Annotated in this window: 18 protein-coding genes; 14 read left to right on the top strand and 4 right to left on the bottom strand. The window is 48.6% G+C overall.

Translation table 11 applies throughout. The annotated features are described in order from the left end of the window. The first annotated feature begins 6 nt into the window (after positions 1-6). The 3 genes from A1sIA56_RS05075 to A1sIA56_RS05065 are packed head-to-tail and all read left to right on the top strand — an operon-like array spanning position 7 to position 2,368. Entirely contained in the window at positions 7-918 is a 912-nt protein-coding gene (locus A1sIA56_RS05075) for a DMT family transporter (RefSeq protein WP_095673843.1), read from the top strand. Continuing rightward, the gene (locus A1sIA56_RS05070; protein WP_095673842.1) at positions 915-1,760 is read left to right on the top strand and encodes a PHP domain-containing protein; all 846 of its coding nucleotides are present in this window, start codon (positions 915-917) and stop codon (positions 1,758-1,760) included. The genes A1sIA56_RS05075 and A1sIA56_RS05070 overlap by 4 nt, the downstream gene beginning before the upstream one ends. After that, on the top strand, positions 1,757-2,368 hold the full coding sequence (locus A1sIA56_RS05065; protein ID WP_095673841.1) for a MarC family protein: 612 nt from the start codon (positions 1,757-1,759) through the stop codon (positions 2,366-2,368). The genes A1sIA56_RS05070 and A1sIA56_RS05065 overlap by 4 nt, the downstream gene beginning before the upstream one ends. Positions 2,369-2,391: 23 nt before the next feature. Here the strand turns inward: A1sIA56_RS05065 and A1sIA56_RS05060 are convergent, their stop codons facing one another. Genes A1sIA56_RS05060 through A1sIA56_RS05050 form a run of 3 tightly spaced genes read right to left on the bottom strand, consistent with a single transcriptional unit; the run spans position 2,392 to position 4,681 of the window. Next, positions 2,392-3,768, bottom strand: a complete 1,377-nt coding sequence (locus tag A1sIA56_RS05060) for a DEAD/DEAH box helicase (RefSeq protein ID WP_095673840.1) — start codon at positions 3,766-3,768, stop codon at positions 2,392-2,394. Then, positions 3,769-4,020: a DUF3107 domain-containing protein gene (locus A1sIA56_RS05055; protein ID WP_095673839.1), complete on the bottom strand. Its 252-nt coding sequence runs from the start codon at positions 4,018-4,020 to the stop codon at positions 3,769-3,771. It abuts the gene before it with no gap. Positions 4,021-4,036: 16 nt separating this feature from the next. Beyond that, positions 4,037-4,681: a TetR/AcrR family transcriptional regulator gene (locus A1sIA56_RS05050; protein ID WP_095674193.1), complete on the bottom strand. Its 645-nt coding sequence runs from the start codon at positions 4,679-4,681 to the stop codon at positions 4,037-4,039. A gap of 46 nt (positions 4,682-4,727) precedes the next feature. Here A1sIA56_RS05050 and moeZ point away from each other — a divergent pair, with 46 nt between their 5' ends. Genes moeZ through A1sIA56_RS05035 form a run of 3 tightly spaced genes read left to right on the top strand, consistent with a single transcriptional unit; the run spans position 4,728 to position 7,089 of the window. Beyond that, positions 4,728-5,909 carry an adenylyltransferase/sulfurtransferase MoeZ gene (moeZ, locus tag A1sIA56_RS05045; RefSeq protein ID WP_095673838.1) on the top strand — a complete coding sequence of 394 codons (1,182 nt, stop codon included), beginning with the start codon at positions 4,728-4,730 and terminating at the stop codon, positions 5,907-5,909. Next, positions 5,909-6,781, top strand: a complete 873-nt coding sequence (mshB, locus tag A1sIA56_RS05040) for an N-acetyl-1-D-myo-inositol-2-amino-2-deoxy-alpha-D-glucopyranoside deacetylase (RefSeq protein ID WP_095673837.1) — start codon at positions 5,909-5,911, stop codon at positions 6,779-6,781. Before moeZ ends, mshB begins: the two co-directional genes overlap by 1 nt. After that, a complete protein-coding gene (locus tag A1sIA56_RS05035; protein ID WP_095673836.1) occupies positions 6,778-7,089 on the top strand; it encodes a hypothetical protein in 312 nt (103 codons plus the stop codon). Before mshB ends, A1sIA56_RS05035 begins: the two co-directional genes overlap by 4 nt. On the opposite strand, the gene cysS is transcribed toward A1sIA56_RS05035, so the two are convergent. Then, positions 7,090-8,667, bottom strand: coding sequence for a cysteine--tRNA ligase (gene cysS / locus A1sIA56_RS05030; protein ID WP_095673835.1), 1,578 nt, complete (start codon positions 8,665-8,667; stop codon positions 7,090-7,092). 106 nt (positions 8,668-8,773) lie between these two features. On the opposite strand from cysS, the gene fdxA reads away from it, so the two are divergent. The 8 genes from fdxA (at position 8,774) to A1sIA56_RS04990 (ending at position 17,786) form a co-directional block, all read left to right on the top strand. Beyond that, positions 8,774-9,094: a ferredoxin gene (gene fdxA, locus A1sIA56_RS05025; RefSeq protein ID WP_095673834.1), complete on the top strand. Its 321-nt coding sequence runs from the start codon at positions 8,774-8,776 to the stop codon at positions 9,092-9,094. Beyond that, positions 9,075-10,148 (top strand): succinyldiaminopimelate transaminase, encoded by a 1,074-nt coding sequence (gene dapC, locus A1sIA56_RS05020; protein ID WP_095673833.1) that lies wholly within the window; start codon positions 9,075-9,077, stop codon positions 10,146-10,148. The genes fdxA and dapC overlap by 20 nt, the downstream gene beginning before the upstream one ends. After that, complete coding sequence (locus tag A1sIA56_RS05015) at positions 10,148-11,104, top strand: nucleotidyltransferase family protein (protein ID WP_095673832.1); 957 nt, start codon at positions 10,148-10,150, stop codon at positions 11,102-11,104. The genes dapC and A1sIA56_RS05015 overlap by 1 nt, the downstream gene beginning before the upstream one ends. Positions 11,105-11,265: 161 nt before the next feature. Continuing rightward, the gene (locus A1sIA56_RS05010; RefSeq protein ID WP_223298414.1) at positions 11,266-11,574 is read left to right on the top strand and encodes a WhiB family transcriptional regulator; all 309 of its coding nucleotides are present in this window, start codon (positions 11,266-11,268) and stop codon (positions 11,572-11,574) included. 48 nt (positions 11,575-11,622) lie between these two features. Next, positions 11,623-14,658 carry a glycosyltransferase gene (locus tag A1sIA56_RS05005; RefSeq protein ID WP_095673831.1) on the top strand — a complete coding sequence of 1,012 codons (3,036 nt, stop codon included), beginning with the start codon at positions 11,623-11,625 and terminating at the stop codon, positions 14,656-14,658. Continuing rightward, positions 14,655-15,956 carry a DUF5719 family protein gene (locus A1sIA56_RS05000; RefSeq protein ID WP_095673830.1) on the top strand — a complete coding sequence of 434 codons (1,302 nt, stop codon included), beginning with the start codon at positions 14,655-14,657 and terminating at the stop codon, positions 15,954-15,956. Before A1sIA56_RS05005 ends, A1sIA56_RS05000 begins: the two co-directional genes overlap by 4 nt. Before the next feature lie 32 nt (positions 15,957-15,988). Continuing rightward, a complete protein-coding gene (locus A1sIA56_RS04995) occupies positions 15,989-16,360 on the top strand; it encodes a DUF3499 domain-containing protein (RefSeq protein ID WP_095673829.1) in 372 nt (123 codons plus the stop codon). Between the two features lie 37 nt (positions 16,361-16,397). Then, the gene (locus tag A1sIA56_RS04990; RefSeq protein ID WP_095673828.1) at positions 16,398-17,786 is read left to right on the top strand and encodes a phosphomannomutase/phosphoglucomutase; all 1,389 of its coding nucleotides are present in this window, start codon (positions 16,398-16,400) and stop codon (positions 17,784-17,786) included. Positions 17,787-17,833 lie beyond the last annotated feature (47 nt).

Genomic DNA, 17,833 nt, shown 5'->3' with positions numbered 1-17,833 from the left:
TGCCTTATGTCTGAGGTCCAGAGAGCAACGGTTCATAATCACACTGAACTGCCCGCACGACCTGACCTCATCCGCCTCATTATCGGAATATTTGGCATTGGATCTTCAGGACCGCTCATTGCACTAAGCACCATGCCTGTCCCGACCTTAATTTTCTGGCGCAATCTCGGCGGATCGCTAATGACTCTGCCCTTTGCGCTTCGACATAAACTCGATCGCACTGGCGCGAAGTGGGCGGTTTTGGCTGGCGTCGTCCTTGCTGTGCACTTTGTTGGGTTCTTCCTCTCGATGCGCATGACAAGCGTTACTGCCGGAACTGCCATCGTTGCTACTCAACCAATCTTTGCTGCATTCTTTGTAAAGCTCACGGGTGGACATATTCCGACTAAAGCTTGGTTTGGAATGTTGATCAGTTTTAGCGGCGTACTTCTCGTTACAGGTATTGATCTACAACTCGATCGTCGTTCATTTATGGGAGATCTCGCTGCGCTCATCTCCGGTGCTCTTGCCGCTGCGTACATGTTGATTGGTTCACGCGCACAGCAAACACTTGCGACAACTTCTTACACAACTATTTGCTACTTTGTTTGCGCAATGACGGCACTCCCTATGGCACTACTTTCTGGATATCCAATATTCGGCTTTGTTGCAAAAGAGTGGTGGGTTCTTATTGGGCTCATTCTGGGTGCGCAGATTCTTGGACATACGATGTTTAATATCACCTTGAAGCGCGTCTCACCCGCAGTTGTATCAATGATTGTCTTCTTTGAAGTTCCAGTGGCTGCAATTCTTGCCATGGCATTTGATATTGGAAAGCAACCAACGCTCATGATTATTCCGGGAGTTATTCTCATTCTTGGAGGATGTATTTTGGTAGTCCTGCGCACTCGTCCTGAAAGTGTGGTGGTGGACGAATGATTGATCTCCATACCCACACCACCTGTAGCGATGGAACAGATTCACCTTTTTCTCTGGTGAAGAAGGCTCTAGCTGCAGGCATTACAACGCTAGCTATTACAGATCACGATTCGACTGCAGGGTGGGCGGAAGCAGTTACTGCGATTCAACCTCAGATTGAACTTGTCTTAGGCGCAGAGGTTTCCTGCCTCACAACAGATGGAATCAGCGTTCATATGCTTGGCCTGCTCTTTGATGGTGAAGATCGCGAAATGCAACAGATGCTCGCAGATTCACGAGATACCCGCCTGCCTCGCATGCGCAAAATGGTAGAGCTCTTGAGCGCAGACGGAATCAATATCTCACTCGATGACGTTTATCGCGCAACACCTGAGGGCGCCACAGTTGGACGTCCTCATTTAGCCGATGCCTTAGTTGCTAACGGAGTTGTCGCTAGCCGCGATGAAGCTTTCTTAGATTTACTCAACAATGATTCTAAATACTATGTAACGCACGCTGCGCCTACACCAGAGGATGCGATCCGAACCATCCGTAAAGCTGGGGGAGTAGCAGTCATCGCTCATCCATTTGCTTCTCGCCGTGGCCAAACCATCACCGCATCCACATTTGCAGATTTAGTTGCTGCAGGACTTAATGGAATTGAAGTTCACCACAGAGATCAGAACGCGCAAGAGCAAGAAACCCTGATTGCCATCGCACGCGAACTTTCCTTAGTTACTACTGGCTCAAGTGATTATCACGGCACTGGAAAATTAAATGGTTTAGCGGAAAACACCACACATCAGGCACAATGGGAACAGTTAGAGTCACTTGCTAATGCACGAAGGGTTGTTAAGAAATGAATTCACTAGGAGCAGTTACCTTTGCTACTCAAGCTTTTGTCACCCTTTTTGTCATTATGGATCCACCGGGCGCAACACCAATCTTCTTAGGGCTAGTCGGAGATAAAACTCCGCGCGAGCGAGTACGCCTTGCATGGCAGGCAGCAGGTGTTTCACTCTTCGTTATCGCCACATTCGCACTCTTTGGGCAATTGATCTTGGAGTATATGAATGTATCAATCGAAGCCTTACAGGCAGCTGGCGGGCTTTTGCTGCTCTATGTGGCTCTTCAACTGCTTACCGGAAATAAGAACACCGGCACAGAAAATTCGAGCGATAACATCGGAATGGTTCCGCTGGGCACACCGCTCCTTGCAGGCCCTGGTGCCATTGTTGCCACAATGATTTATGTGCAGAAGGCAGATACAACAACTCAGATTATCGGACTCGTAATCGCCATCTTGGCTGTTCACTTGATTATCGGCACCGTATTGATGGCATCAACAAAGATTGTTGGTTTAATTAAGGATTCAGGCGTCACGCTTCTTGCAAGTATTGCCGGACTCTTGCTGGCAGCAATTGCTGTACAGATGCTCGCAAATGCAATTAAAGCTTTTGCGGCTGCTTAACTAAACTCAATCTGTAGAGTTAATTATTCAGAGATACGTTTTGTGCGAGTGCGTTCGCGCTTCACACGTTCTGCTGCAGGCTTCTTAACTTCTGGACTCTTCTCGCGCTTTGGGCGATCAGATGCAGAACGGTCAGACTGTGTTCTATCAGACTTGGGCTTCTCTGCCTGAGGAGCGCGCGCTTTGACCATACGACCATTAGAGCCCGCTGGAATGTTGAGCATTTCGTAGAGGTGCTCTGAAGATGAATACGTTTCAACCGGTTCTGGGAGTCCGAGAACGAGCGCTGTATCAATCATCTTCCAACGTGCAAGTTCATCCCAGTCGACGAAAGTGACTGCAATTCCGTGCGCGCCAGCGCGAGCAGTACGACCGATGCGGTGCACGTAAGTCTTCTCATCTTCAGGGCATTGGTAGTTAATAACGTGAGTAATTCCATCGATATCGATACCGCGAGCTGCAACATCGGTTGCAATCAGAACATCTGATTTTCCTGCCTTAAAGTCATTGAGCGCTTTTTCGCGAGCAGATTGACCGAGATCACCGTGAATTGTCGCTGCACGGAAACCGCGCTCAATGAGGTCATCTGAAGTCTTTTGCGCTGTGCGCTTTGTGCGGCAGAAAACAATTGTTGGTCCGCGACCATTAGCCTGCAAGATACGAGCAAGCATTTCAATCTTATCCATTGCGTGAGCGCGGACTACATGTTGTTCGATGCGTGAAACAACTGCGCCCTCATCTTCATTATCTTGAGTGCGGATATGTACTGGCTGATTCATAAAGCGACGTGCGAGAGCGATTATGTCGCCAGGCATGGTTGCTGAGAAAAGCATTGTCTGTTGACGTGCAGGAGTGCTTGTAAAGATCTTCTCTACATCTGGCAAGAAGCCGAGATCGAGCATTTCATCTGCTTCATCAAGTACAACGCGGGATACAAATTTCAGTGTGAGCTGTCCTTGGCGATAGAGATCTAGGAGGCGACCTGGAGTTCCAACAACAATTTCAACTCCGTTATTAAGTGCTTCAATCTGAGGTTCAAATGCGCGCCCACCATAGACAGCCAATGTACGAATACCGCGATTAAATGAGAGCTCTTCAATATCTTTTGTAACCTGCACGCAGAGTTCGCGAGTTGGAACAACGATTAATACTTGTGGCTTACCTTGATTAGGAAGCCCGGCCCAATCAGAATCATTAGGTGCGATAACGCGTTCAATAACAGGAATACCGAAAGCAAGTGTCTTGCCGGTTCCGGTCTTGGCTTGACCAATGACATCGCCATCAGCGAGTGCGATAGGCATAACCATCTCTTGAATTGGAAATGGTGAAGTAAATCCGTGCTCTGCGAGAGCTGCAATTGTTTCCTTACGAAGAGGAAGGTCTGCGAAAGTCAGGCTCACTTACACAACGCCGAAACCGACGCGGCGCTCAGCTGGCTCGCCGATTTCGACGTAACCGATCTTGTCCGCAGGGACGATGATCTCGTGTCCCTGAATATCTTGAAGAGAGAGTGGGGTCTGCGCTGTGAGAGCTGCAGTTACTGCGCTCTTGATCTCAGCCGGAGTCGAAGGACAATCAAAAGAGAGTTCACTTCCAACGTTGGTGATGGAGATACGAACCTTTGATGCTTTTTCTGATTTCTTTGAACTCATGCGCCTATCTTATTCGCTAAGAGTCAGTGCGGGGAAATCCAGAAATTCCACGCCACATGAGGTTCTCAACGAGCTCCATGGCCTGCTGACGAGTGAGTTTGCTATCACGCTCGAGCCAGTGGCGAGCAGTTACTTGTACATAACCAATCAATCCGACTCCGAGCATCATTGCCGCTTCCTTAGGAAGACCTGTGTCATTTGAGATAACTCCAGAAACGGCGGCTGCACAGTCATACGTCATTCGGTTGAGTCTCTCGCGAACTTGTGGCTCGACGCTCATATCGCTTTCAAAGAGAAGGCGGAAAGCTTCGCCTTCATTCTCAATAAAGTTGAAGTATGCCTCGATGGTGACATGTACTCGCTGCTCGTTATCAGGAGTTGAAGAGATCGCCTTTTGAATTTCATAGACAAGTGAATCGATATGAAGATCGAGAACAGCGAGATAGAGATCTAGCTTGGAAGGGAAGTGCTGATACAGAACGGGCTTGCTGACATTTGCTCGATCTGCGATTTCATCCATTGCAGCAGAGTGATAGCCAGCAGCAGTGAAAACTTCGAGAGCGGCAGAGAGCAGAATTGCGCGACGTTCATCGCGTGGAAGGCGCGATTTATCTGAACGCGAATTGTTTGCAGAAGCAGTTTCAGTACTCATTACGCGCATCGTACTGAATTCGCCACGAAAGGCACAGTAAGGCAGAATTGCCAGCATGAAGACGCCTCCACTAGTCGCGCCAGGCCCAGTGCTCACCGTTGATGAAGTGCGCCGCTATAGCCGCCACTTGATCATTCCTGATGTCGCAATGGCTGGCCAGCAGCGATTGATGAATGCAAAGGTGCTCTGCGTTGGAGCAGGTGGATTGGGCTCTCCAGCACTTATGTATCTTGCTGCAGCCGGAGTCGGAACTCTCGGAATCGTTGAATTCGATACCGTCGATGAATCTAATTTGCAGCGCCAAATCATTCACGGCCAATCAGATATTGGAAAGAGCAAGGCGCTTAGCGCAAAAGAGAAAATTGCCGAGATTAACCCATATGTAAATGTCGTCTTGCACGAAACTCGTCTCGATAATTCAAATGTCATGGAGATCTTTTCTCAATACGACATCATCGTCGACGGAACAGATAATTTTGCAACTCGCTACCTCGTCAACGATGCATGCGTGCTGTTGAAGAAGCCTTATGTCTGGGGTTCGATTTATCGCTTCGATGGACAGGCGAGCGTTTTCTGGGCTGAGTACGGTCCTTGCTACCGCTGCCTCTATCCAGAACCACCACCTCCAGGAATGGTTCCAAGCTGCGCCGAAGGTGGCGTGCTTGGAGTTCTCTGCGCAACTATTGGATCAATCCAAACAACAGAAGCGATCAAGGTTCTCACCGGAGTTGGCGAACCACTTATCGGTTCACTGATGGTCTATGACGCACTTGAAATGACATTCCGAAAGATCAAAGTTCGTAAAGATCCTAACTGCCCACTCTGCAGCGAAAATGCGACTCAAACCGCACTTCTTCCTGACTATGAAGCATTCTGCGGAACACTTTCAGATGCAGCACAGGAAGCAAGCACGGGTTCAACGATTACCGTTCAAGAGCTCAAGACAAAGATTGATAGCAAAGAAGATTTCTATCTCATCGATGTTCGTGAACCTAGTGAGTACGAAATCGTCAATATTCCAACCGCGCACTTAATTCCTAAGCAAGGATTTATCGACGGAAGCGTGCTCGCATCTCTTCCGCAAGATAAGCCAATCGTTCTTCACTGCAAGAGCGGCGTTCGCTCAGCTGAGTGTCTTGCAATTCTTAAGAGCGCTGGTTTTGCTGATGCTTCACATGTTTCTGGTGGCGTCATCGCATGGGCAAAGCAGATCGATACATCTCTTCCGGTCTACTAATGCTCAATAGTTACAAGGGTTATCGCATGCTGCTCGTGCATGCTCATCCCGACGACGAAACTATTAACAATGGAAGCACTATGGCGTTGTATGCAGCTCTTGGCGCTGAAGTCACGCTGGTTACATGTACACGTGGTGAAGAAGGTGAAGTCCTAGTTCCCGATCTTGCACATTTAGCTGCACATGCAACTGATTCACTTGGCGATCATCGCGTTCAAGAGCTAGCTGTTGCTATGAAAGCGCTCGGAATTTCGGATCACCGTTTCCTTGGCGGCGATACAAAAAAGTATCGAGACAGCGGAATGATGGGTACAGAACCAAATAATCGCCCCGATGTTTTCTGGCAGGCAGATCTTGAGAGAGCCTCAGATGATTTAGTTGCAATCATTGACGAGGTTAAGCCTCATGTGATGATCACGTATGACGAAATTGGCGGATATGGCCACCCAGATCACATTCAAGCCCATCGCGTTGCCATGCGAGCATCAGAGAAGTCACATTGGGATATTGAGAAGATTTATTGGAACGTCATGCCAAGGTCCGTTATTCAAGAGGGCATTGATGCGATGAAGGAAGTCGGTTCTGATTTCTTTGGTGCCGAAAAGGCAGAAGACCTTCCATTTGCTAAAGATGATTCATTCGTTCATGCCATGGTTGATGGAAACGCATATGTCGAGCAGAAGATGGATGCAATGCGCGCACATGCAACACAGATCGAAGTCGATGGCCCATTTTTTGCGCTCTCGAACAATTTGGGTTTACAGGTGTGGGGCAATGAGTATTACACCTTGGTGAAGGGCGAGAAAACCGAACCTTTTGATAGCAAGGGCTACGAGCAAGATCTCTTTGCGGGCGTAGATATCACTCGATGAATTTCGTTTATGCGATTTTCATCGGCGTAGCAACCGCGCTTTCCGCAACGCTTATTCATCAAACGCTTCCACCAATAGGTGCGATTGTTGCCATCCTTGCAAGCCACCTAGCAATTTGGTGGGTAGGTCGTTATACAGGCAAGAGACTTTATAAATTCTTTGCGCTCATCTCTTGGCTTGCAGTCATCGCTAAAGCTGGATCTTTTGGAGTAGGAAACGAGCTACTTATTCAGGGAGATAACTCAGGTAGTGCGCTCTTAGCTCTTGGATTTATTGCAGGAATCTTTGCCGTAGCTAGGCGTCCTTAGCTAACGCCAGCTCCACTCTTGACCGTTTGCTCCATCTTTAATCTCAAGTCCTGCTTCAGAAAGCTGATCTCGGAGCGAATCACTTAAAGACCAATTCTTTTCAGCTCGTGCTGTGATTCGAGCAGCAAGCAAGGCTTTGATCTCGTCACTCGGCTCTTTGCTTTCGACACCACGGTCGAGCTCTAAGCCAAGTACTTGATCGGCAAATAAGAAGAGAGCGCGTTTATCGAGTGCGCCAATTGTCGAGTCTTTTTCAATGGCACGAATTCGCTGCATGGCGCGGGGAGTATCGAGGTCAGTTGTAAACGCATCGCTAATCTCTTGATCAAACTTTAATTCAACGCCACTGCCTGAATCTGCAAGCAATTGCCGCCAACGCTTAAGAGTTGAATGCGCTGCTTCAAGGGACGCCCAACTTAAATCCATTTGAGATCGATAACGGTTCTCGAGGAGTGCAAAGCGAAGCGAAAGAGGATCTAGTCCTCGATCAATCACATCCTGTAGCAATACGACATTGCCAGCACTTTTTGACATCTTGCGACCTTCAAAGAGCAAGTGCTCGCCATGCACCCAGGTATCTACAGTTTCATCACCAGTGAGTGAATCTGATTGGGCACGCTCATTTTCGTGGTGAGGAAAGCGCAGATCAATACCGCCGATATGAAGATCTACATGACCGTCAAGAAGCTCGATGGACATTGCACTGCACTCGATATGCCAGCCAGGAAAACCTGCGCCCCAAGGTGAATCCCAAATCATTTGTGTGCGCGCACCTGCTAATTTCCAGAGCGCCCAATCAGCGTGAAATCTCTTTCCGCCTTCATCGGTAAATTCGTAACGATGTCCTGGCTTGAGCGCCTCTAGCTTGTTGCCACTTAAAGCGCCATATGTTGGAAATGATGTTGCATCAAAGTAGACCGAACCATCGCTGCCAACATATGCGTAGTTAAGATCGATGAGTTTCTCAATTGCAGCAATCATCTGAGGCATCTTCTCTGATGCTCGCGGATAAGAATCAGCACCCTGAATATTGAGGCGTTGTAAATCTAAATGAAAGCGCGCTTCAAATGTCCGAGCGATTTCAAAAGGGTCAACCTTCGTCTTCTCAGATTCAGCCAGCATCTTGTCTTCTTCGGAGAAGTCATCTGCCATATGACCGACATCGGTGATGTTCTGAACGAGAGTTACTTCAAGACCAGTCATCTGCAACGTTCGAGAGATGAGATCAGATAGCAAAAAAGTGCGAAGATTTCCGACGTGGGCATCGCGATAGACAGTTGGTCCGCAGCAGTAAATTCGTACTGCACCGTCGCTACTAGAAATCGTCTTCAGGGCTCGCGACATCGTGTCGTACATGGATAGCGAACCTGCAGAAGTATCGCGACGATTGAAGACTGGAATTACTCGAAAAGCGACTGCCGTTTCAGGATCAAAGGAGACGCTTTCGCCGCGTCGATTAATCAGAGTTGTCTCACTCTGTAGAACGCCAACCACATCACGGAAAGTTCCATCGCTTTCGCGAAGCCGAATGGTGACTCGCTTGCCGAGCGCTTGGGCAATCTGGGTGGGCAAATTCATCGCTGACCCAAGACTTTGCTGGACATGGCCCAACCCTAATCGTGCACGAGCGCTCTCGCAGGGTTAGAATTACCGCCTACCGTTAATAGCTCCCGGAGGACTTTTCGTGACATATGTAATTGCAGAACCATGCGTGGATGTTAAAGATAAGTCTTGCCGTGAAGAGTGCCCAGTCGACTGCATCTATGACGGTACCCGCATGCTCTACATCCAGCCTGACGAATGTGTCGACTGCGGTGCTTGCGAACCAGTATGCCCAGTCGAAGCTATCTATTACGAAGATGACGTTCCAGGACAGTGGCAGAACTACAAGAAGATCAATACAGAATTCTTTATCGAACTCGGTTCACCTGGGGGAGCATCAAAGGTCGGCGAGACAAATACCGACCATGCAGATGTAACTGCTCTTGGGCCACAAACTTCCTGATTTCCCGTGGGATGCGCTCGCTCCATATGGCGCAACTGCGAAAGAACATCCAGCAGGAATTATTGATCTCTCTGTTGGCACCCCTGTTGATGCAACCCCGGACTTTATTCAACAAGCGCTAAAAGACTCTGCAAATTCACCAAGTTATCCCGTCACGATGGGAACACCTGAGCTTCGTACTGCAATTACAGAATGGGCAAGGTTAAACCTTGGAGCCACTGGTGAGTTCGGAGTTCTTCCACTCATCGGTTCAAAAGAGTTTGTTGCGTGGCTACCAACTTTTCTGACATCGCAGAGCGTTCTTTATCCTGAAGTTGCTTACCCAACCTATTTAGTCGGGGCAATGATTGCTAAATCTGGAGCAACGCCAGTAGGAATTGATGCATCGCACTGGCCGCAAGCTGATTTAGCGTGGGTTAATTCACCATCAAACCCAACTGGACGTGTGCATTCCGCATCTGAATATCAATCTGCAATTGATTGGGCGCGCAGAACCGGGGGAGTAGTCGTTTCTGATGAGTGTTACCTCGAATTTGGAAAGACAGTAACTCCCACATCAATTCTCGCTCACACTGGCGGAGATAATAAAAACATCCTTGCCGTGCACTCACTTTCTAAGCGCTCGAATCTAGCTGGCTATCGCGCAGCATTTGTTGTCGGTGATCCTCAACTTATCGCGCAGATTCTTGAGGTGCGCAAACATGCAGGAATGATGGTTCCACTTCCGGTTCAGAAAGCCATGATTGCTGCGCTTTCAGATTCAGAACATGTCGCTCAACAACGAGCACGCTATAACTCTCGAAAAGATCTCTTAATCCCCGCTCTTGAAGCTGCAGGGTTTTCCATTGATTTCTCCGATGCCGGCCTTTATCTCTGGGCTACCCGTAATGAAGATTGCTGGCAATCCGTTGCCTGGCTTGCATCCCTTGGAATCCTGGCAACCCCCGGAATTTTCTATGGAGATGCAACCCATATCCGAATCGCGATGACTGCAACGGATCAACAAATTTCTGAAGCAGCAATGCGCATTACAAGTGAAGTGAGTGCGCAGTAATGGCTGTAGGCATTCTCCTGGTGGGTGGCTTTGGTACTCGCCTCAAGCCGCTGACAGATGAGTCACCGAAGCCAATGCTTCCTGTTGCAGGACTTCCTGTTACTGAACATCAGATACTTGCTGCAAAGAAAGCTGGCATTCACACGTTAGTGCTTGCAACTTCATATCTTGCAGACGTCTTTACTCCGTACTTTGGCGATGGAGCTCAGTGGGGGATGAAGATTCTTTATGCAGTTGAGAAAGAGCCTCTGGGCACCGGTGGCGCCATTCGCAATGCGGCAGAACTACTTGGACGCGATGAACCGGTTGTTATCTTTAATGGCGATGTACTGAGCCGCCACTCCATCGCTGATCAGATTGCTTTCCATCTAGAGAATAAGGCAGATGTAACGCTGCATCTGATCGATGTTGCAGATGCTCGCGCCTTTGGTTGCGTTCCTACAGATTCAGATGGTCGCGTAACCGCGTTCCTAGAAAAAATGGATAACCCGGTCACTAATTCAATTAACGCTGGTTGTTATGTATTTAGCCCATCCGTTATAGATCAGATTCCATTGGGCAAAGTTGTCAGTGTTGAACGAGAAACCTTTCCAGCGCTCGTTTCAAGTGGCCGACCTGTATTCGGCTACAAAGAGCAGTCATACTGGCTTGATGTGGGAACTCCTGCTGCGCTCTTTAAGGGCTCTCGCGATTTAGTCGATGGAGATTTCCAGGCGATGGCTGATACAACTATCGCTTCAGATGCGCGGATTACAGGTGGAACTTCAATTGGGGCTCGCTGTTCAATTGGCTCAGGTGTTGAGATTGACGATTGCATTATTGGCGACGATGTCACTATCGGCGATGGGGCGGTACTCGCTCACTCTTTCATTGCTCATGGGACAGAAGTTGCAGCTGGGACGAATAAAAGCGCCCATTACCTCTCTAAAAAGCTCGATCTACCCATCAATCTCTAGAAAAAATCGACAATCACCCCAGATTTTCGAATATTTCTCGAGAAATATGGAAAAAAGTCTCTACCTCGGGGTTGACTCAGAGGGATTACACGGGTGTAATTCATTCCTAGAGCGCGTTCTTCACACCGAAGTGCGCCCTAATGACTTGAGGAGACTCGCGCATGCCGATCCGCCCAGAAGGAACATCGACTGGCAAGCCATCAGCCCCCACTGCTGGACCAACTATCCAACTCGCTAGCGGAGAGAATATTGAACTCTCCTGGCAGGAGCGCTCACTCTGCGCCCAGACCGACCCAGAAGCTTTTTTCCCTGAGAAGGGCGGATCAACACGTGAAGCAAAGCGTGTCTGCCTTTCATGCGAAGTCCGTCAGGAATGTCTCGAATATGCGCTCGCGCATGATGAGCGTTTCGGAATTTGGGGTGGCCTCTCTGAACGTGAGCGCCGCCGCCTGAAGCGTCGTCCTGCGTAAGCACGGGCACTTCATTTACTTCACAGTTTCAAACGATAAGTTTCCCTTATGAGTACGCAACGCGTTTCAGCAATTCTCGTTGTCCATGATGGATCAACGTGGTTGCCTGAAGTTGTTGCATCAATCGCTTCACAAACTCGTCAGGTTGATCAAATTCTTGCAGTCGATACTGGCTCAATAGATTCATCAGCGAAACTTCTTAAAGGCGCTCGCATTCCGGTTGCCACATTGGATCGCACAACTGGTTTCGGTGCAGCAGTTGCATATGGCGTGGATCAACTTGCAACTCCCGTCGAAGGCGTTGATGAGTGGCTTTGGATTCTCCACGATGACTGCGCTCTTACTGCTTCATCTCTTGAATCACTTCTCGCAGTTCTCATCGAACGACCAAGTGTTGTCATGGCAGGACCCAAACTTCTTGGTTGGCATGATCGCACCCACTTACTCGAAGTCGGAATTAGTTTGGCCTCCAATGGTGCGCGATGGACTGGTCTTGAACCATCTGAATATGACCAAGGTCAACGAGATGGAATCCACGAAGTACTTTCAGTCAGTACTGCAGGTGCACTCATCAGACGAGATATCTTTGAAGAGATTGGCGGTTTCGACCAGAACCTCGAACTATTCCGCGACGATGTCGATTTCGGTTGGAGAGTTCGTACAGCTGGCCATTCTGTCGTTGTAGTAACAGATGCCGTTGGCTATCACGCACAAGCTTCGGCAACAGAGCGCAGAGATGTCGATGTAAAGGGCGCATTCCTTCATCGTCCACTCTTGCTCGATCGCCGTAACGCCGCGTACGTGCTCTTAGCTAATTCAAGTTTCTGGTCGCTGCCATGGCTCACAATTCAATTATTTGCCGGCGCACTTTTCCGTGCAGTTGGTTACCTCTTTGCAAAGTTACCTGGATATGCAAGTGATGAAATTCTGGCAATCGGCTCTCTCATCATCCATCCCAATGAACTCTTTGAAGCTCGCAAGGCGAGAAAGAAGAGCCGCTTTGTTTCAAGTCGAGTAGTAAAGGCTTTTGTTCCATCTCGTTGGACGCAACTGCGCAGTTCATTCTCACGTGGATTTGAAGTAATCAGAGGCAAGCTCTTGCCGGACAACTCAGGCGATACAACTGCTGCGCTGAGTGATTTAACAATTAATGAAGAAGAAGATCTATTGGTTCCAGTTGCCCACCGCCCTTGGAAGCTCTTCTTTACGCAGCCAATTGTTGCCGTAACAACTTTGATATTTGTGGTCTCACTTTTCTGGGCTCGACATCGCATCGGTCCAATCTCAGGTGGGGCGCTAGCGCCATCACCAGATGGGTTATCTGATCTCTTCAAGCTCTACCTTGCTAGCTGGCATGGAATCGGAATGGGTAGCGGTGAATCGACTCCTGCTTGGGTATTACTCGTTTCAACTGCATCGATATTTACATTAGGAAATGTTCCGCTCCTCATCACTATCTTCTTCTTTGCAGCACCATTTCTGCTCCTGCTTACTTCATATCGTTACCTCAAGCGATTTACAGATAATGAATGGCTCTCATCCGGCGCCGCTCTTCTCTATGCATTCTCACCAGTAGCAATCGCATCCATCAATGCAGGGCGCCTCGGCGTCATCATCTTCCTCGCCCTGCTTCCTATATTTATCGGTGAGCTCAAGAATTGGAATGACATTGATCAGAGCTCGTGGCGCAGCATCTACGCATATTCCCTCTTCATCTGGTTGATTTTTGCCTTCAATCCATCTGCAATCCTCATTGTTCTTGCAGCTGTACTTTTTAGAATTTACCGGGATTACTTAGCTGCCGAAAAGAATTATCGTGATTCTCAATTTATCCAGCGAGTAATTCGCCGTCTGACTTTGCTCTTTATTCCTTTCCTCTTATCTGCCCCTGGTTCATTTGCATACTTTGTTCACCCATCTCGCTTACTTGGTGAAATCGGATTAACAGTTTCTGGTGGGGGACCCAACCTCGCGCTCCTGGCAAATCCAGGAGGCCCAGGTTCACTTCCATGGTGGGCAATCAGCCCGATTGCCTTCGTTCTCTTTGTTACATATTTCTCTACAACTGCAGCCCGTAAGTTTGCTTCCCTTGGCATCGTCTTCTTGCTCTCTGCAACCCTCATGAGCGCACTTACTCTTCATGGCTATGGTGCTGCAACATCATCTCGAGTATTTGCCGGCACACTTCTCTCGATTGCAACGCTGCTCTCAATCACTTCAGCAGTAGTTATGTTCGACAAGATTCGAGCCCGCCTTCAACAATCACATATTAACTACAGACATATCTCTGTCGCAGCAGTGCTATTACTGACTCTCTTCTACTCAACAACATCTATTTTCTGGCTCATCACTGCAGGTGCAGATTCACCTGTGCGCACATCTTCAAAAGAAGTCTTGCCAGCATTCTTAGCCATTGAAAATGATGCAAAGACCGTCGTGCTAAGACCTTATCGAAGCAAGGGAGAACCAACACTTTCTTATTACATTTCGCGTGGAAGTTCAGCGACTTTAGGTGAAGTTGATGTGGCACCTGCCGATACAGATGTCATTTCAAAGGCCATTGAAGGTCTCGTCGATAACACAGGCGTGACATCAAGTAAGGTCTTTGCAGATTACGGAATTAAGTACGTATTCCTCAAGAACCCAGTCATCCCAGAAGTAGTTCAGACGATCGATGGGTTGGGCGGTTTTAACAGAACTTCAGCGACCCGAGACGGAATCGTCTGGCGAGTATTGGAAAGTACTGGCCGAATCAAGTTTGTTGATTACTCTGGAAAAGAATTTGTACTTGAATCGAAGGGCGTGAGTGCCAATGCTCCAACGCCAGGCACAATCACGTTAACTGAGACCTACAGCAAGCGTTGGCAGGTATTCCAAGATGGTTATCGATTGGCAAAGATTGAAAACGCCAATGGTTTACCAACATTTGAGGTAACAACAGGTGGAGATATTTCAGTAATTCATGATGGCACTGCTCGACGAGCTTGGATCTCCTTCTTCCTCATCGTACTTGTCACCACAGTTGTTCTGGCTTTGCCAGCAGGCCGTCGCCGTCGTGAGATTTCGGAATCGGAGCTCTCATGAAAAATAGAAGAGTTCTTATTCTTGCCGTAGCTACTGCCGCCACAGTATTTCTCAGCAATATCCTTAATTTCACCGCATCAACTAGCAGATTCAACGAGAGCTACCCAGCTGTTGTCTGCCCTCCAAATATCTCCGGGCTCACCACTGCAATATCGCTGACATCTCCGAAGACGTTGGTTCGCAAGACTGGTACATCTTCGATGAAGACAGCTGAAGTTGGTTTTAGAAGATATGCAGTTGCTGCGCAATCTGCTGTGATTGAAGCAGGACCTGTCACACCTGTTGTGTGGCAAGTGCGTAAGGGTGTGTGGGCTGGCGCTGTTCCATGTAGCGCACCTATTGCATCTCAATGGTTTGTCGGTGCAATCGCCGATATCACTTCGAAGGGTTCGCTCAATATCGTCAACAGCGGATTAGGTCGCGCACTTGTCGAGATCACACTCTTTAATGAAAATGGAGAGCTTGCGCCACGGAGCATTTCGCTCAAGCCAAATTCATATGCATCACTTTCCTTGGCGACACTTGCACCCGGATCTAAAGAGATTGCAATTCATCTTCTGAGTCGTTCGGGTCGCGTTAATGGTTTCCTCATTGACGAACGCGGCAAGGGCCTTCAGGCTCTCGGTGGAGATCTCGTGAATTCAACTGGGGATGCAACCAAGACGCTTCAGATTCCGGCAATCCCACAGCAGACTGGCCGAAATAGTTCTACGCCTCATACTTTGCGATTGCTCGTACCGGGTGATGTAGATGCACGTATATCTGCAGAGATTCGATCTACCGATGGCACTTTTTCACCTGTAGGAATCAATGGGCGCACGATCGCGCATAAAAAGGTTGTTGAGATCCCGATGGATATAACAATGGCGTCAGGCAAATTTGCTCTACACATTACTTCCGATCAGCCAATCCTGGGGTCCGTTTTCTCTCGCACGCTATCTGGCGGCAAACGCGACTTTGTCTGGAGTACTGGAGCTAGCCAGCTCAGTGAATTCACTTTGGCAACTACTGGGCTTGCACCTACATTGGTCTTTACGGGCAAGCGAGTCAAGGTCACACTAGATCTCACATATACCAACGGCAAGAGCAAGTCCGTAAAAATCGATGCTGAAGATATTGCAACCTTTGTTGTCTCTAGTTCGGTGCGCTCAGTTTCCTTCTCTCAAATCTCAACTGGTACTTCAGGTGCTGCCCTCATTACATCCAAGAGTGGATATGGGTATATCCCTCTCAACCCAGGTAGCGTCTTAACGAAATCTTCAATCCCGGCATCAAATATTCGGGTACTCAATCCATAACTTTTCAGAGCGCCCCCACTAGCCTTAGCGCTATGAGTTCACAACTTCGCACTGGTCGCGCCTGTTCGCGCGTCAGTTGCCGATCAGTTGCATCGATGACTCTTACATATATCTATGCAGATTCCACTGCTGTTCTTGGACCGCTAGCAACTTTCTCTGAACCTCATTCTTACGACCTCTGTGAAAAACACTCTGCGCGACTTACTGTGCCAAATGGCTGGGAAGTTATTCGCCAATCAATTGATGCGAATGCAACAGGTCCGAGCGAAGATGATTTGATGGCGATCGCGGATGCGGTCAGAGAAGTGGCTCAGGCTCCACGCAGCCAAGAGAGCGCTCCTGAAATCTCGGCATCTCATGCCAACGTCGGCCGACGCGGACATTTACGCGCCGTTCCCTCCTAATTTCTCTTAACCCCTCCTTTCTCTTTACGATTACCACATGAGCTCTTCTATCTTTAAGGCGTACGACATCCGTGGTTTAGTCGATAAGGAACTGACAGCTGATTTCGCATTTGCAACAGGTGTTGCAGTCGCACGTTTCCTAGAACAAGAGCGAGAGCCCGGAACCGTCGTAATCGGTGAAGATATGCGCCCATCCTCACCCACCTTGGCTACCGCGTTCGCTGCAGGCGTGACCTCGCAAGGACTTGATGTCATTCGAATCGGTTTAGCTTCAACAGATATGTTGTATTTCGCTTCCGGAAAGCTCAATCTTCCAGGAGCAATGTTTACTGCAAGTCATAATCCAGCCGCGTACAACGGAATCAAACTCTGCCTCAGCGGTGCACGCCCTATTGGAAAAGAATCAGGTCTAGTCACCATCGAGAACTTCGTCAAAGAGGGAACTCCTATGGCGATGCGCAATGTAGGTGTTGAAAAGCGCCAAGAGATGCTCGAGGAATATGTAGATCATTTACTTACTCTCGTCGATGTCTCCTCGATTCGTCCGCTCAAGATTGTTATCGATGCTGGAAATGGAATGGGCGGATATACCGCTCCCGCCGTCTTCAAGCGACTCAACGCTGAAGTTATTGAGATGTACTTCGAACTAGATGGAACTTTCCCAAATCACGAAGCGAACCCCATCGAACCTTCAAACCTCAAAGATCTTCAAAAGGCCGTTAAGAAACATAAAGCAGACATAGGGCTCGCATTTGATGGAGATGCTGATCGCTGCTTCCTTGTAGATGAGAAAGGTGATTTGGTTAATCCATCAGCATTGACGGCACTCATCGCCACCCGCGAACTCAAACGCTACCCCGCTTCAAACATTATTTATAACTTAATTTCTTCGCGCGCGGTGAAAGAAGTTGTAGAAGAGAATGGCGGGACTGCGGTTCGTTCTCGCGTTGGTCACTCTTACATTAAGAAGCTCATGGCTGAAACTAGCGCCGTTTTTGGTGGCGAACACTCGGGCCACTTCTACTTCCGTGATTTCTGGAAAGCAGATTCAGGAATGCTCGCAGCGCTCCATGCGATTGCAGCGCTCGGTGAAATAGAAGTCCCACTTTCAAAACTACTTTCCCCCTTTAATCGCTATCACTCAAGTGGCGAAATCAACTCAACAGTTTCTGATGCACCAGCTGCGATGAACAAGATTGAAAAGATTTATGGAAAGAAGAGCGGCGTCGAAGTCGACCATCTCGATGGCCTCACCATTAACGGAGATAATTGGTGGTTCAACCTTCGCGCTTCCAATACCGAACCGCTCCTTCGACTCAACGTTGAGGCTTCAACGGAAGCCCGTATGAAGAAGGTTCGAGATGATGTACTTAACACGATCCGAGGCGACCTCGATGGCCTCGACCTCCTCCTATTAATCCCTTAACTAGTAGGCTATTCCCATAGCCGACTAGCACAGTAGAGCCCTACGCC

It is taken from the genome of Candidatus Planktophila sulfonica, from assembly GCF_002288065.1.
GTDB lineage: Bacteria > Actinomycetota > Actinomycetes > Nanopelagicales > Nanopelagicaceae > Planktophila > Planktophila sulfonica.
This window is presented reverse-complemented; position numbering and strand designations above follow the sequence as displayed.